The following is a 15970-nucleotide window of genomic DNA, read 5'->3' as shown; positions in this document are numbered from 1 at the left end:
TACACTTTAGCAGATAAACAAAATGACAATAGCGACTTAATGGTGAAAGTGAGAAATGTAATTACTGTTTGCTTAATTTTAACAATGAAGCACTTACCCAATCTGACAGCGCACGACGAGAGATTTTAATCCCTCCGGATTTTAGTTCGGGTGGCAATGTCAGCCAGCATACCGGTTGCTGAAAGCGGGCCAGCTTATCTTTCACCCACTCAGCCAGATTGGTGTCACCCGCATTGGTGTCATACTCAACGACCGCCACCGGGCGATGACCAAACTCTTTGTCTTCTATCGGCACAATGAAGGCTTGCAGAACATGCGGATGTGCAGCAATCACGCGTTCCACCTCTTCCGGCTGTATGCCTTCCCCGCCGCTAAAGAACAAATTGTCCATCCGACCGACAAGGGTTAACTTGCCGTCCTTCAACACCCCGCGATCGCGGGTGGCAAACCAGCCTTCCGCGTTTACTAAAGGAATCAACTGCCCGTTACGCCAGTAACCTTGCGCCATGCTGGCGGCACGCAGCCAGACTTCACCATCAACGATTCTGACTTCTCTGCCTGCCAGGGGCGACCCCACATCCGCCAGGCCATCTGCTTCTTTCGCACAGACCGTAGAAGCAAACTCCGTTAAACCGTAACCGCACCAGCAGCGAATCCTTTGCTCGCGCGCCTGTTCCGTCAATTCAACAGGAATTGCCGCGCCACCCAGGAGCACTGCTTTGAGCGTTACCGCCGTTTTGTTGACCAGCAGGCGCCACAGCTGCGTGGGCACCAACGAAGCATGGGTGCATCCAGCCAGCATTTGCTCCAATGGTTGCTTGTCGCGCACGGTCATTCGTGCCCCGGCAAACAACCAACGCCACAAAATACCCTGGCCGGAAACATGAAACAGCGGCAGCGAGAGCAGCCAGTCATCTTCAGCGTCAAACGGCATTAATGACAGCACGCCCTGCGCGCTTGCCAGATGAGCCTGACAGGTATGCACCGCTGCCTTTGGCAATCCGGTAGAACCTGAGGTTAACGTCATCGTGCTCAAACGCTGGGGTAACCACGCGGCGGCATGCTTGCCTGGCACTGCCTGCATCTGCAAAGGATGGAGTCCCGCGAGAACATTAGCTGCCTCAAGATCCAGCGCAAAACGCAGCGTTAAGCCCGGGACCAGCGCGTCAAGCAGCGATTGAGGCAGCTGTGGGTTCACAGGTAAAACCCGCGCCCCACATTGCAGCAATGCCAGCCAGGCCAGCAAAGCACGTGGATGATTCCAGGCGCGAAGCAGGACGCCATCGCCCTCTTCCACGCCCTGAGCGGCAAAACCGCTGGCCAGATGGTCAACGCGCGTGCAGAGCTCGCTCCAGCTTAATACTTCATCGTTGAGGCGTAGAGCAGGCACCTCTGCACGAACCTGTCGCCAGTGACGCCACGGCCAGTCATCGGGTTGTACCAGGCCCGATATGCTTACGCTATCGGGCATTTCCCGCTGGGTCATAGCAGGCGTTCCAGCGCATCAACATCGATACACGGCAATGCGCTACCCGGCCAGGTGCGTACCTGCTGGCACTGCATCAGGCTCAGGGTATCCAGCCCCGGAATGGTCTGCGGCGTCAGCCAGGCGGCAATTCGCGCCAGTTGGGTTAAGCCCAGGCTCGACTCGATCGACGAACTAATAACAGCGGTGAGACCAAGTGCATGCGCCGCCTCCACCTGTTCTCGCACTTTATCGAGACTGCCCGTCAGCGTAGGTTTGATAACCACTGCCTTGACGCCCTCTTCGGCTTCGAAGATGAAATCCGCTTCACGCAAGCTTTCATCCCAGGCAATGGCAATGCCGGTTTCACGCGCAAAAGCACGAGAGTCATCGCGGGTTTTGCATGGCTCTTCGAGAAAAGCGATGCGCCCACGGTACTCTGGATTAACGTACTTCGCGAACTGCTGGGCTTTCAACGGCGTCCAGGCTCGGTTGGCGTCAAGTCGCAAATGCAGCTCCGGGATAGCCTCAAGCAGCAGGTTGGCGACCATACCGTCGCGAACCGCTTCATACAGTCCGACCTTAATCTTCGCTACTTTTTCACCCGGCATGTCCGCCAGTTGCAGTACCAGATCATCAGGATCGCCCGTACACAGCGGTGCCGCACGGTAGTCTGCGTCTTCTGGCAATACGCCAGCCAGTTCGGCCAGCGCACAGCTTGCGCCAAAGGCGACCGAAGGCTGCTGCGGTAAGGAAGAATCCCCCTGTAGCCAGCCGTTGACCCAGGCCAGCAGCTCGGTTTGCGCCTCTTCCCAGCTCTCCTGACTGAAGCCCGGCAGCGGGGAGATCTCTCCCCACCCTTCGCGCTCGCCGTCACAAAGGCGAACGTACAGCCCGTCACGCGTTTTTAACCGCCTGTCGCGCAGAATCACCCCCGCGTCCATGGGGATCTGCCAGCGGTATACCTGCGCGCTACGCATTACGGATTCCGTTTAAATTTGCTGAAATCCGGCTGACGTTTCTGGTTAAAGGCGTTACGGCCTTCCTGACCTTCTTCCGTCATGTAGAACAGCATGGTGGCGTTACCCGCCAGCTCTTGCAGACCAGCCTGACCATCGCAGTCGGCGTTCAGTGCAGCTTTCAGGCAGCGCAACGCCATCGGGCTGTTTTGCAGCATTTCACGACACCAGCGTACGGTCTCTTTTTCCAGATCGGCCAGCGGAACCACGGTGTTTACCAGGCCCATATCCAGCGCTTGCTTCGCATCGTACTGACGGCACAGGAACCAGATTTCACGCGCTTTTTTCTGACCGACAATACGCGCCATGTAAGAGGCACCCCAACCGCCATCGAAGGAACCGACTTTCGGACCGGTCTGGCCGAAGATGGCGTTTTCAGCCGCAATGGTCAGGTCACACATCATGTGCAGCACATGGCCGCCGCCGATGGAAAAGCCTGCAACCATCGCCACTACCGGCTTCGGACAGGTACGAATCTGGCGCTGGAAGTCCAGTACGTTCAGGTGATGCACACCGGAATCATCCTGGTATCCGCCGTAGTCACCGCGCACTTTCTGATCGCCACCTGCGCAGAACGCTTTGTCGCCAGCACCGGTCAGAATAATCACGCCAATGTTGTCATCGTAGCGAGCATCCGCCAGCGCCTGGATCATCTCTTTCACGGTGACCGGACGGAAGGCATTGCGTACCTGCGGACGATTAATGGTGATTTTTGCGATACCGTCGGTGGATTTCTCGTAGAGAATGTCGGTGTAGCCTTCAGAGCAATCGTGCCATTCTACCGGTGCGTAAAGCATTGTTTCATCAGGATAGATCATAAAATGTCCTATAGTCAGCGATGCAGAATCTGAGCCAGACAGTCCACCACGCCTGCGGGATTGTCCCGATGCGCGTTGTGTCCGGCATTACGAATCACATGGCTTGGTACGGATATTTCCGCCGCCAGAGCGCGGAATTTATCGTCACGTTCACCACATAAATAATAAAACGGAAATGTGCGCATAGTGAGTTGCGCACGTAAATCAGGTTGTACGGCTAGCGAGGTGGCCTCCAGCATCGCTGCCAGCGTATGCCCGTTATTCTGGCTACGCAGTGCGACCAGCGCTTCTCTTTGCGCCGCATTCAGCGAGGAAAAAACTGGCTGTTGATACCAGTCAATAAACACCTCGCACAACGGCTCAGCGCGAAAACGCGCAGCCCAGCGACCATCAGAGAGGCGACGCTGAACGCGCGCCTCCTCACTTTGCAAGCCTGGATGTCCACCTTCAACCACCAGACCGCACAGTCCTGGCATCTCCTGACAAGCCGCCATCATCGCGACTCTGCCGCCAAGAGAGTAACCTACCAACCAGTATTTAAGTATGTTGTAACTAAGCAGCGTGTTACGCAGCAAAGCGCTTACGTCGTCGAATCCGCTCACGCTGATGTCAGCGGAGCCACCGTGTCCCGGCAGGTCGATATATAGCCGCGAATAATTCTTAAACGCTTCGCCAACCGTCTGCCATTCCCGACAATCACCGGAAAAACCGTGCAGGAAAACCAGCCAGGGAAATCCCGTCTGGCCCAGTTTCGCCTGCGCGTGCAGGATCATAGATGGCTTACCTGCGCCAGCAGTTGCTGCAGGGTTTGCGCCCCATCAGTTTCGTTTACCACCAGCTCAATCACCGTTGCCGCTGGAGTACGCCAGGCGTTAGTCAACGCGCTCTCCAGTTGCTCCCAGTTTTCCGGGCGCTGGTATTTAAGGTTAAACATGGCGGCAGCATGCTCAAAATGCACGTTCTGCGGCATCAGGTAGAACCGTTCGCGTTCGCTTGCTGGCGTCGGCAACAGGGAAAAAATTTGCCCGCCGTTATTATTGACCACTATCAGGACAAACGGCGCGGAAACCTGGCGCAATAACGCCAGCGCATTGAGGTCATACAGCGCAGATAAATCGCCGACGATAGCCAGCGTCGATTTCGCGCTGGCGCGCTGTACGCCTGCTGCCGTTGACAGCAGGCCGTCAATGCCGCTCGCGCCACGGTTGCTATAGACCGGGTAACCCGCCGGAAGCTGCGACAGCGCATCAATCAGGCGCACCACCAGACTGTTGCCCACGAACAGTTGCCCCTGCTCCGGCAAGTATTCGCGGATACGGTGGGCTAATTGCGCTTCACCAAACGCGTCGCGACGGGCTTCTACCGCCTGCCAGGCCAGTTGCGCCAGGCGTGGGATCTCCACGCACCAGGGCTGACGTTTCTCCGCCGGATGCAACTCCAGCCAGTCGCCAACCGTCGCTACCAGTCTGCGCCCACGATGGTGAGCCGGATCGAGGCGGCCTTCGATATTATCGACAATCCAGTATTCCTGCGGATCACAGCTGGCCTGCCATTGCAGGAGCCGTTTTCCGGTCAGGCTACTGCCAAGCTGCACCACAATCTGCGCCTGCTGTAATTCAGTGACCGCTTTCGCATTTCCCAGCCACAGGTCGGCGCACGGCAAAGGTTGTCCAGTTTGCGACAGAACATCGCCAATCAGCGGCCAGCCTAGCATCTGCGCCCACTGCGCAACCTTTTTGCCCTCTTCCGCGCTCATGCGGCCTGCAACAACAACGCCGCGTTTTTGTCGCCAGAAAAACCAGTCACGCTGTTTGTCGCTTTCCAGTCGACGCGACTCACGCAGCCAGGGTTTATCATCCTGCCACCAGTCGCCAAGGCGCTGCTGCCAGTCAATCCCCGTTTCGTCCATGTCGCCATACAGCGGTTCCGCAAATGGGCAATTGATATGAACCGCCCCGCTATGCAGCGCAGCTAAGGCGTTATCAATGGTGGATACCAGCCAACTAGCCGGAATGTTCTGGGTCGGGCGCGGTAAAGAGAGCGTTTGCGATGGATGCGAGGCAAACATTCCGGCCTGACGAATCGCCTGGTTAGCGCCGCAGTCGATAAGCTCAGGAGGTCTGTCAGCCGTGAGTAGAATCAGCTTTTCACCGGTCAGGCCCGCTTCAATCAACGCGGGATACAAATTTGCCACCGCCGTACCGGACGTCACAATCACAGCGACAGGCTGCCGGCTGACTTTTGCCAGACCTAAGGCCAGATGCCCAAGGCCACGCTCATCAAAATGAGTATGGTGAATAAAAGCCGGGTTTTCCGCAGCCGCCAGAGTCAACGGTGTAGAACGAGAGCCAGGGGCAATGCAGACATGCCTGACGCCGTGGCGAGTGAGTGCTTCCAGAATGACCGCCGCCCAGCGTCGGTTAAATGCGCTTACTGACATGAGATTGTCCGGTATCAATATTGCGACACAGTATAAAGAATCGAATAAATGGATTTTTGATATGAGTCGGTAATATACAACTCATTACCCTTCCATCTGTAATAAAGTGCGCAGTCCTGCCGCTTTATTGTCTATTTCTTGCCATTCCTGTTCAGGATCTGAACCACGCACGATCCCTGCCCCGGCATACAGGCGTATCACATTTTCACTAATTTTCGCCGACCGTAATGACACGCAAAACTCGCTTTGGCGCAGAGAAAGGTAACCCGCAGAACCGGCATACCACTCGCGTTCAAACGGTTCATTATGTTGGATAAATTCACGCGCCAGCTCACGCGGAATACCTGCGACTGCCGCCGTGGGCTGGAGCTGCATCAGACAAAGCGTATCATCAGCCTGATTCAGTTCCGTCCAGATACAGCGGCGCAGGTGCTGCACTTTGCGCAGTCTAAGCACCTGCGGCGGCAGCACATCAAGAGTTTGCGTACAGCCTTGCAGACGCTGGCAAATATCTTCGACCACCAGCATATTCTCGCGCTGGTTTTTATCATCTTTCATTAGCCATTCCCCCAACTGCCAGGCCCGATGATCCTCAGGGTGGTTGGCAACGGTTCCCGCCAGCGCCTCGGTGCGCAGCGCCGTGTCACGCCGCCGATACAGACGTTCAGGGGAAGAACCAAGAAACGCACACTTTGCGGAGAACGCCATAAAGAAATGGTAGCAGTTCAGGTTTAGACGACGACTGGAAGCCATCACGGCCGCGGCGTTAACCGACTGAGAAAACTGTAAATCGGTCGCCCGCGCCAGCACGACCTTATCGAGTTGTTCCCCATTGATCGTTTGCGTGGCGAGTTTTATCAGGTCTGTCCAGCCAGTTTTATCCGGCCAGTTCTGTTCTCCCGTCAAACGCAGACGCAATGCGGGCAGCGGCTTTACGTTGGCGAGCGATGAGATAAACACCACCGCCTGCGCGGCGTCTTCACGCAGCGACACGTCGCTATAAAGATGTAAGCGTAAGCTCGCCACCCCCGCGCAACGTCGCCACTCCAGCCGTGGCAATAACAAATGGCCGCGCTGAGGCTCAAAGGCATTCAGGCCCCAGATACGCAGGTCAGGATTATCATTATGCTGATGTAAAAAATGCTGGGCTAATTCGAGCGAGGAAAATGTAGCAACAGCGCCCAGTACGGCGGCTTCTTCATCGCCATTACGCTGTTGCCAGTAAAACTGGGGCCAGACAGGTTGACTGGCCAGCCATCCTAAAGCGTCAAACGCATCATTCAGTGGGAAAGGGATATCGTAAATACGAATTCCAGGTGCTGCTGGTACCTCTTGCGACAAATGACGCATCAGACTTTCCAGCGCAGTAGTGATTGAATGCACGCGGACCTCTCCCTGTTAAAAACCTCACATTATACGGGGTACTGAGCAGAAAAAGCAGTACCCCCAGTTAGGGAGTACGTACAAATGCGCTGACGGAATGGAATTTATCGCCGTGCTAACAATAATCCCATCACTAAACCGACCGTGGCACCAACGCCGATTCCGCGCCAGGGTTTTTCATGCACATAATCATCCGCCCGGCAAACGGCTTTCTTCGCGCGGTAATAGTAGCTGTCAGAGGCGTGGCTGACGCGATTTCTCACCTCTTCTAACGCCCGCTCTGCCCGCGCTTTTAACTCAAGGTATTTTTGATCGGCTGGATCGCCGGAAGAACGCAGCACCTCCTCCAGCGTTTCACTCAATAATTCCAGATCGTCATCGATACGTGATTCATATGAATGAAAAGACATTTTATTCTCCCTTTCTATTGACGTACCCGCTAACTATAGACAATCAGGCGTGTTTGCGCCTGTTTACGCCTGATGTGCTTCCCGCGCCATTCCGACGTGTGGAATACCGTCTTCGTCATAAATATCCGTGACCGGCACAAAGCCAAAGCGCGCATAGAATGATTGCAAATGTGCCTGCGCCCCCAGATACAGCGCCTTGTGCGGCCAATGCTGCGTACAGGAGGCCAGCGTCTGAGTCATTAGCTGTTGCCCCAATTTTTCACCCCGCAGCGCTTCGCTTACGATCACCCGCCCAATGACGACCGGCTCAAGCTCATCATCGCTTTTCAGAATCCTCGCATACGCCACCAGTTCATCGTTATGCCAACCCAGAATGTGCCGGTTTTCACCACTCAGGTCATCACCATCCACATCCTGATACGGACACCGTTGCTCAACAACAAATACCGCACAGCGAAGCTCAAGAATGGCGTACAGCTGCTGTGTATTGAGCTTTGCATGGTGGAGATCTTGCCAGTGAATCATAGTCTGCCCCTTTGTTGTGATAACCTGAACACCCTGCCTTATTGATGGCGAAAAGTGTAACGCGAAGATGGAATTACTATTTTTAGGCACGTCTGCGGGAGTCCCCACGCGCTCACGCAATGTAACGGCAATTTTACTGAATCTGCAACACCCGACTCAGGCGGGGCTGTGGCTTTTCGATTGTGGTGAAGGAACGCAGCATCAGATGCTGACCACGCCATTTAACCCTGGAAAACTCGAACGTATTTTTATCAGCCATCTACACGGCGATCACCTGTTTGGTTTACCGGGGCTGCTGTGCAGTCGCTCAATGGCCGGGAACGTCCAGCCACTGACGCTTTACGGACCAAAGGGATTGCGAGAGTTTACCGAAACGGCTTTGCGTTTGAGCGGCTCCTGGACCGATTATCCGCTGGATATTGTCGAAATCACCGCGGGTGAAATTGTTGATGACGGCCTGCGTAAAGTAACGGCATACCCGCTGGAGCATCCGCTGGAGTGCTACGGTTTTCGTGTTGAAGAGCACGACAAACCGGGGGCACTTGACGCCAGCGCCTTGAAGGCGGCTGGTGTTAAAGCGGGCCCGTGGTTCCAGGATTTGAAAGCCGGAAAAACCATCGTGCTGGAGGATGGTCGAGCGATTAACGGCGCCGATTTTCTCGGCCCTGCCACCAGAGGAAAATCTGTGGCTATTTTCGGCGACACAGGACCTTGCGCGTCCGCCATTGAACTGGCACGCGGTGTGGATGTGATGGTACATGAAACCACACTGGACTCCTCAATGGAGGAAAAAGCCAACAGCCGCGGTCACAGCTCGACCCGACAAGCCGCCCAGTTGGCGCTTGAGGCCGGAGTGGGACGCCTGATCATGACCCACGTTAGTTCACGCTACGATGAAAAAGGCTGTCAGCGATTACTCGAAGAGTGCAAAGCTATATTTCCAGACACTGAACTGGCTCACGATTTCGCCATTTTCACCGTTTAATGCTCCATTTTTCCGCCTCAGTGCCGATAACAGTGGAAAGGCTGGCTTTCACACTGAGGACAGGATGAACAATTTCCAGAAAGATATTGATGACAGGACAAACCTAACCCTGTCTAACCGTTTTGAACTGCTGCTGTTTCGCCTTGGCAAATCCGTCGAGGAGCAGAAATCAGAACTGTTTGGCATCAACGTATTCAAACTGCGTGAAATCGTACCGATGCCGACCTTTACGCGTCCCGCAGGTATGAAAGCCCCGTTGCTGGGTATGGTTAACATTCGCGATCAGGTGATCCCGGTGATTGATCTGCCTGCCGTCGCGGGCTGTAAGCCAGAGACCGGACTCAACATCCTGTTGATCACGGAATATGCCCGCAGCGTTCAGGCGTTTGCGGTAGAGTCGGTAGAAAACATTATGCGTCTGGACTGGCAACAGGTGCATACCGCCGAGAAAGCCGTCAATGGTCGCTACATTACCAGTATCGCCTGTCTGGACGACAACAAAGAGACTAACAATCTGGCGCTGGTGCTCGATGTCGAACAGATCCTGTACGACATCGTACCGTCGAACCACGACCTGCGCGCAACAGAGCTGAAAACCAATAAGTTCAACATTACGCCGGGTGCGGTGGCGATTGTGGCTGATGATTCCAAAGTGGCTCGCGCGATGCTGGAAAAAGGGCTTAACGCCATGGAGATCCCACACTTGATGCATGTGACGGGCCAGGATGCGTGGGAAAAGATACAACAGCTATCTGAAGAAGCAGAAGCGGAAGGTAAACCAATCAGCGAGAAGATTGCGCTGGTGCTCACCGATCTGGAAATGCCGGAGATGGACGGTTTTACGCTTACCCGTAAGATAAAAACCGACGAACGCCTGAAGAAGATCCCGGTCGTTATCCACTCCTCACTTTCCGGTAGCGCCAATGAAGATCACGTACGCCGAGTGAAAGCAGATGGTTACGTGGCCAAATTCGAAGTCAATGAGCTGTCTTCAGTAATTCAGGAAGTGATGGATCGCACAGCGAAAGGCATCAGCGGCCCGCTGGTGAGCCGTCAACTTTCGGCCTGACGCCCCAGCAACTTGAAGTATGACGAGTATAGACAGGTAAAAAAAAGAGTCTGGACATTGTCCAGACTCTTTTTCGATCACAGCATGATGAATTACATCAGCGGAGCCGCTAACTGCACGATGCTGATCAACGGTTGCGGGTAGATACCCAGCACCAGTACCAGCAGGGCAGAAATCAACACCACGATACCGCCCGCGCTGTACTGCCAGTTGGACGGCGCATCGCGATTCAGTTGCTGCGGTGCGCTCAGGTACAGGCTCACGGCAACGCGCAGGTAGTAGTACAAACCAATCGCGGAACCCACCACCACGGCGGCAACCAACCACCACAGATTAGCCTGCACACCCACCGCCAGTACGTAGAACTTACCGATAAAGCCCAGCGTCATCGGAATACCCGCCAGAGACAGCATCATCACCGTCATCACCGCCGCGAGGATTGGACGATGCCAGAACAGACCACGGTAGGAGAACAGAGAGTCTGCATCCGGGCCGCGGTACGGGCTGGACATCAGGCTGACCACACCGAACGCACCGAGGCTGCTGAACAGATAACCGGCCAGGTAAACGCCAACCGCTTCCATCGACATCTCGCCGCTCTGCAGGGCAATCAGCGCCACCAGCAGGTAACCGAGGTGAGAGATAGAAGAGTAACCAAGCAGACGTTTGATGTTGGTCTGGCTCAGCGCCATCAGGTTACCGAAGATAATAGAAGCAAAGGCAATCACACCCAGCACGATCCGTACCGCTTCGCTATCACCTACCGGTGCGTACAGGAACAGACGCATCACCACGCCGAAGATAGCGATTTTGCTCGCCGTCGCCAGGAAGGTGGAAACCGGAGCCGGAGCGCCCTGGTATACGTCTGGCGTCCACAGGTGGAATGGAACCAGTGAGAGTTTAAAGCCGAGGCCAACAATCATCAGACCGAAGCCCGCCAGCAGCAGCGGTTCTTGCAGCATACCGTCGCCGAGGCTCTTACCGAGCGCGACAAACGACAGGTTGCCAGACTGCGCGTACACCAGCGCCATACCAAACAGCAGGAAGGAAGACGCTGCGGCAGACAGAATGGTGTATTTGATACTGGCTTCCAGCGAACGTTTCTGACGGAACGCATAGCCAACCAGCCCAAACAGCGGCAGAGAGATAAGCTCAATACCAAGGAACAGCGCCGCCAGATGGTTAGCGTTAGCCAGCAGAATACCGCCGAGCGCGGCAATCAGCACCAGCAGATAGAACTCTTCCCGGTTGTCGTCGTAGCCTTCCAGCCACGGGTAAGCGAAGGTACAGGTGGCAAGACTCGCCAGCAGCACCAGCCCGGTGTAGAGCATGGCGAAACCGTCAACCCGCATCAGCGGGGTGACGTCCATAGCGCCCGCCTGGCCAACAAACCAGAGCGAAACCAGTGCGGCGTTAAGCCCAATGACCGACAGCGTGGCATTGAGGAAGTGATTGCGTCGCCACGCAATGGAGAGCATCACAACCACCACCGTCAAGCCGACGATCAGCAGCGGTAGCAGCGCAATCAGGTGTTGTGGAGTTATTGTCATGGCGATTTACGGCCTTGTAGTAGTAACGGAATTAACAAACCACTGCTGGATGTTGCTCATCGCAGAATGCGAGGTATCCAGAATCGGCTGCGGATAGAAGCCAAGCAGTACCAGAAGCACGACCAGCAACAGGATGATAAACAGCTCACGCAGCGACATCCCTGGCAGTTCAACACTGGCAATCTGGCTCTTCGCCTTACCAAAGTAAGCGCGATGCAGCATCGCCAGCGAGTAAACAGAAGCAAACACCAGACCAAATGTCGAGATCACGGTAATAACCGGAACCACCTGGTAGCTGCCGAACAGAATCATAAATTCGCCAACGAAGTTACCTGTACCCGGCATACCCAGCGTACACACTGCAAAGAACATTGACAGCGCAGGCAACCATTTCATTTTGCCCCACAGGCCGCCCATCATACGCATATCACGCGTGTGCAGACGTTCGTACAGCTGACCACACAGGATGAACAGACCGGCTGCGGACAGGCCGTGCGCGATCATCTGAATCACCGCCCCCTGGTATGCCAGCTGGCTGCCGGTGTAGATAGCAATCAGTACGAAGCCCATGTGGGATACGGAGGTGTAAGCAATCAGACGTTTGATATCGTACTGATTAAAGGCCATCCACGCGCCGTAGAAGATGCCGATGACGCCAAGCCACATTGCGATAGGTGCAAACTCCGCTGACGCATTCGGGAACAGCGGCAGGGAGAAGCGCAGCAGACCGTAGGCTGCGGTTTTCAGCAAGATACCAGCCAGGTCAACGGAACCTGCGGTCGGTGCCTGGGAGTGAGCATCCGGCAACCAGCCGTGCAGCGGAACCACCGGCATTTTCACCGCGAAAGCGATGAAGAAGCCCAGCATCAGCAGGTATTCCACGCCGTGGGACATCGGAGTATTCAGCAATTCTTCATAGTTGAAAGTCCACACACCGGTCGCTTTGTAGTGCACAAACACCAGCGCCAGGATGGCAATCAACATCACCAGACCACTCGCCTGGGTATAAATGAAGAACTTGGTTGCTGCCGTGATACGCGTTTTACCGTCAGAGGCTTTATGCCCCCATAGCGCGATCAGGAAGTACATCGGCACCAGCATCATTTCCCAGAAGAAGAAGAACAGGAACATGTCGATGGCAAGGAACACGCCGATTACGCCGCCTAAGATCCACATCAGGTTCAGGTGGAAAAAGCCCTGGTATTTTTCGATTTCATTCCAGGAGCAAAGTACCGCCAGAACACCGAGCAGGCCGGTCAGCACCACCATCAGCAGCGACAGACCGTCGATAGCAAGATGAATCGAGATGCCAAAGCGTGGGATCCACGGCAGGACAAACTCAGACTGCCACTGCGGAATGCCAGTGGATTGCGTCAGTGAATAGCCGCCCTGCAACCAAAGTTGCAGGCCAAGCGCCAGCGTCAGTCCCATGGTAATCAGCGCGATCCAACGCGGCACCTTCACGCCAAAGCGTTCGGTCTGCCAGCACAGGAAGCCACCGATAAAGGGAATCAATATTAGCCAGGGTAGTAACATGGCGATTTTTATTCCTTTTTAAGGCCCCTAATAGAGGCCTGATTTTCAACGAATTTGGATAAAATTCACTTTACGATCAACGCAGTACCATCAACAGAGCCAGCACAACGACGGCACCGATGCTCATTGATGCTACATACCAACGCAGATAGCCGTTCTCGCTTAACAACAGGCCTTTACCTGCAAAGCGGGAAAGGATCGCCGGAATGTTCATCATTGCGTTCAGCGGATCGCGTTTCAGCAGCCATGCAACGCCCAGGAACGGCTTGACGAACACTTTGTCGTACAGCCAGTCGAAGCCCCAGGCGTTATACCACCAGGTACCCAGCAGACGGCCTGGCGCACTGTTGGCAATCGACGTCACCAGCGTACGTTTACCCAGCCACAGCCATGCAGCGATCAGAATGCCTGCAATCGCGACGATACCGGAGGTAATTTCCAGGGTCATCACGCGACCATGCTCAAGCTCGGTCGTCGCAGGCAGTACACCCTGCAGCGGTGGCACAATCAGTGCGCCAACGAAGGTGGACAGGATCATCAGCACAATCAGCGGCAGATGATGTGTAATCCCCTTCCCTGCGTGAGCGTGAATTTGCTCTTTACCGTGGAACACGATGAAAATCATACGGAAGGTGTACAGAGAGGTCATAAATGCACCAACCAGACCTGCAACCATCAGGTTGATATGACCGTTCGCCATCGCACCGGCCAGAATCTCATCCTTACTGAAGAAGCCTGCGGTAATCAGCGGCAGAGCTGACAGCGCCGCGCCACCGATCAGGAAGCAGAGATACACCAGCGGAATAGACTTACGCAGACCGCCCATCTTGAAGATGTTCTGTTCGTGGTGACAGGCCAGGATAACCGAGCCGGATGCCAGGAACAGCAGCGCTTTAAAGAAGGCGTGCGTCATCAGGTGGAAAATCGCCGCGTCCCACGCCTGAACCCCGAGAGCCAGGAACATATAACCAATCTGGCTCATGGTGGAGTATGCGAGAACGCGTTTGATGTCGGTCTGTACCAGCGCGGCGAAACCAGCCAGTACCAGAGTGATAGCCCCGATAATCCCCACCAGATGCAGGATTTCCGGCGTCATCAGGAACAGGCCGTGAGTACGCGCAATCAGGTAGACACCGGCGGTAACCATCGTCGCGGCGTGGATCAGCGCGGAGACAGGCGTCGGACCTGCCATCGCGTCAGCAAGCCATGTCTGCAACGGCAGCTGCGCGGATTTACCCACCGCACCGCCCAGCAGCATCAGGGTTGCCCACATCAGCATGTTGTTACCATCTGCAAAGTGAGCAGGTGCCAGTTCCACCATTTCGCGGAAGTTCAGCGTGCCCAGCTCGTTGTAGAGGATAAACAATGCGAAGGCGAGGAACACGTCACCCACACGGGTCACCACGAAGGCTTTCATTGCCGCAGCGCCATTCTTCGGATCGGTGTAATAGAAACCGATCAGCAGATAGGAGCACAGGCCCACGCCTTCCCAGCCGAGGTACATCAGCAGCAGGTTATCCGCCAGTACCAGAACCACCATGCTGGCGATAAACAGGTTGGTGTAGGCGAAGAAACGGGAGTATCCCTCTTCACCGCGCATATACCAGGAGGCGAACATGTGGATCAGGAAACCCACACCGGTCACCACACTGAGCATGGTCAGCGACAGGCCGTCCAGCACCAGGTTAAAACCGATATTGAAGTCACCGACAGACATCCACGTCCACAGCGGCTGGCTGTAGGCCTGTTGACCATTAGCAAAGAAGTCAACGCCAACAAACGCGGTCACCAGCGCCGCCAGGCCAATCGACCCGACGCCAACGGTCGCGGACAGATTTTCTGACCAACGACCGCGAGAGAACGCCAGTAATACAAAGCCAATAAATGGCAGAATAATGGTTAAGGCAAGCATGTTCATCCACGCATCTCACTTACTGAATCGATGTTCAGGTTCTGGCGACGGCGATGAAGTTGCAGCAACAGCGCAAGTCCAATGCTCGCTTCCGCAGCCGCAAGGCTGATGGCGAGAATATACATCACCTGACCATCGGTCTGGCCCCAGTAGCTTCCGGCGACCACGAAGGCCAGCGCGGAGGCGTTAATCATGATTTCCAGCCCGATCAGCATAAACAGCAGATTGCGGCGGATAACCAGACCGGTTAAGCCCAGTACGAATAAGACAGCCGCGAGGATCAGTCCATGTTGTAAGGGGATCATGCGTGCTCCTCCGTTTTTCTTTTCGCGCGGTCATCGGTGCGATTGCTCAGCACTTCACCAGAACGCTCTTCGCGCCCTACGTGGAAGGCTACAACCAGACCTGCCAGCAGCAGCATCGAAGCCAGCTCGACCGCCAGTACATACGGTCCGAACAGGGAAATACCGACAGCTTTCGCGCTAATTGGCGTCCCGTCGATGCCCTGATCGTTAACACCCAGAATGGCATAAACAATAACCGCCAGCATGATGGCCGACAGAATCGCCGGTCCAATCCACACCTGCGGTTTCAGCCACTGGCGTTCCTGTTCAATTTCAGAACCACCGAGGTTGAGCATCATGACCACGAACACGAACAACACCATGATGGCGCCCGCGTAGACGATTATTTCCAGCGCCCCCGCGAAGTAAGCACCTAACGAGAAGAACACCCCGGAAATCGCCAGCAGCGAAATAATCAGGTACAGCAGTGCGTGTACCGGATTGGTGTGGGTGATCACCCGCAAGGTTGCGAGAATGGCTATCAGGCCACAGATATAAAAAGCGAACTCCATTG

The 15970-nt window shown here is 55.2% G+C and carries 15 protein-coding genes; 2 read left to right on the top strand and 13 right to left on the bottom strand.

Annotation, left to right across the window (positions count from 1 at the left end):
* Positions 1-61: 61 nt before the first annotated feature.
* The 8 genes from menE to O6D90_RS07500 form a co-directional block, all read right to left on the bottom strand.
* A complete protein-coding gene (menE, locus tag O6D90_RS07535; protein WP_016157035.1) occupies positions 62-1486 on the bottom strand; it encodes an o-succinylbenzoate--CoA ligase in 1425 nt (474 codons plus the stop codon).
* Positions 1483-2445 carry an o-succinylbenzoate synthase gene (menC, locus tag O6D90_RS07530; RefSeq protein WP_016157036.1) on the bottom strand — a complete coding sequence of 321 codons (963 nt, stop codon included), beginning with the start codon at positions 2443-2445 and terminating at the stop codon, positions 1483-1485. The genes menE and menC overlap by 4 nt, the downstream gene beginning before the upstream one ends.
* On the bottom strand, positions 2445-3302 hold the full coding sequence (menB, locus tag O6D90_RS07525) for a 1,4-dihydroxy-2-naphthoyl-CoA synthase (RefSeq protein WP_003027671.1): 858 nt from the start codon (positions 3300-3302) through the stop codon (positions 2445-2447). The genes menC and menB overlap by 1 nt, the downstream gene beginning before the upstream one ends.
* A gap of 14 nt (positions 3303-3316) precedes the next feature.
* Positions 3317-4075, bottom strand: coding sequence for a 2-succinyl-6-hydroxy-2,4-cyclohexadiene-1-carboxylate synthase (gene menH, locus O6D90_RS07520; protein WP_016157037.1), 759 nt, complete (start codon positions 4073-4075; stop codon positions 3317-3319).
* Complete coding sequence (gene menD / locus O6D90_RS07515) at positions 4072-5742, bottom strand: 2-succinyl-5-enolpyruvyl-6-hydroxy-3-cyclohexene-1-carboxylic-acid synthase (protein WP_016157038.1); 1671 nt, start codon at positions 5740-5742, stop codon at positions 4072-4074. The genes menH and menD overlap by 4 nt, the downstream gene beginning before the upstream one ends.
* Positions 5743-5826: 84 nt before the next feature.
* Positions 5827-7125, bottom strand: a complete 1299-nt coding sequence (gene menF, locus O6D90_RS07510) for an isochorismate synthase MenF (RefSeq protein WP_016157039.1) — start codon at positions 7123-7125, stop codon at positions 5827-5829.
* Positions 7126-7229: 104 nt separating this feature from the next.
* On the bottom strand, positions 7230-7535 hold the full coding sequence (gene elaB / locus O6D90_RS07505) for a stress response protein ElaB (RefSeq protein WP_003027683.1): 306 nt from the start codon (positions 7533-7535) through the stop codon (positions 7230-7232).
* Positions 7536-7598: 63 nt separating this feature from the next.
* Positions 7599-8060 (bottom strand): GNAT family N-acetyltransferase, encoded by a 462-nt coding sequence (locus O6D90_RS07500; protein ID WP_016153827.1) that lies wholly within the window; start codon positions 8058-8060, stop codon positions 7599-7601.
* Positions 8061-8127: 67 nt separating this feature from the next.
* On the opposite strand from O6D90_RS07500, the gene rbn reads away from it, so the two are divergent.
* Both rbn and O6D90_RS07490 read left to right on the top strand, forming a co-directional pair.
* Positions 8128-9045 (top strand): ribonuclease BN, encoded by a 918-nt coding sequence (gene rbn, locus O6D90_RS07495; protein ID WP_016157040.1) that lies wholly within the window; start codon positions 8128-8130, stop codon positions 9043-9045.
* A 64-nt stretch (positions 9046-9109) separates the two neighbouring features.
* Positions 9110-10114, top strand: a complete 1005-nt coding sequence (locus tag O6D90_RS07490) for a chemotaxis protein (protein ID WP_016157041.1) — start codon at positions 9110-9112, stop codon at positions 10112-10114.
* A 92-nt stretch (positions 10115-10206) separates the two neighbouring features.
* Here the strand turns inward: O6D90_RS07490 and nuoN are convergent, their stop codons facing one another.
* The 5 genes from nuoN to nuoJ form a co-directional block, all read right to left on the bottom strand.
* Positions 10207-11664, bottom strand: a complete 1458-nt coding sequence (gene nuoN, locus O6D90_RS07485; RefSeq protein WP_016153830.1) for an NADH-quinone oxidoreductase subunit NuoN — start codon at positions 11662-11664, stop codon at positions 10207-10209.
* Between the two features lie 6 nt (positions 11665-11670).
* Complete coding sequence (nuoM, locus tag O6D90_RS07480; RefSeq protein ID WP_016153831.1) at positions 11671-13200, bottom strand: NADH-quinone oxidoreductase subunit M; 1530 nt, start codon at positions 13198-13200, stop codon at positions 11671-11673.
* Positions 13201-13276: 76 nt separating this feature from the next.
* Positions 13277-15118 carry an NADH-quinone oxidoreductase subunit L gene (gene nuoL, locus O6D90_RS07475; RefSeq protein WP_016153832.1) on the bottom strand — a complete coding sequence of 614 codons (1842 nt, stop codon included), beginning with the start codon at positions 15116-15118 and terminating at the stop codon, positions 13277-13279.
* Positions 15115-15417, bottom strand: a complete 303-nt coding sequence (nuoK, locus tag O6D90_RS07470) for an NADH-quinone oxidoreductase subunit NuoK (protein ID WP_006683663.1) — start codon at positions 15415-15417, stop codon at positions 15115-15117. Before nuoK ends, nuoL begins: the two co-directional genes overlap by 4 nt.
* On the bottom strand, positions 15414-15968 hold the full coding sequence (gene nuoJ / locus O6D90_RS07465) for an NADH-quinone oxidoreductase subunit J (RefSeq protein ID WP_016153833.1): 555 nt from the start codon (positions 15966-15968) through the stop codon (positions 15414-15416). The genes nuoK and nuoJ overlap by 4 nt, the downstream gene beginning before the upstream one ends.
* Between the last annotated feature and the right edge of the window lie 2 nt (positions 15969-15970).

The sequence above is a fragment of the Citrobacter sp. 21OH12SH02A-Citro genome (assembly GCF_027919895.1).
In the GTDB taxonomy this organism is placed as follows: domain Bacteria; phylum Pseudomonadota; class Gammaproteobacteria; order Enterobacterales; family Enterobacteriaceae; genus Citrobacter; species Citrobacter braakii.
The sequence above is the reverse complement of the archived record's forward strand: the minus strand, read 5'-3'. Positions and strand labels throughout refer to the sequence as shown.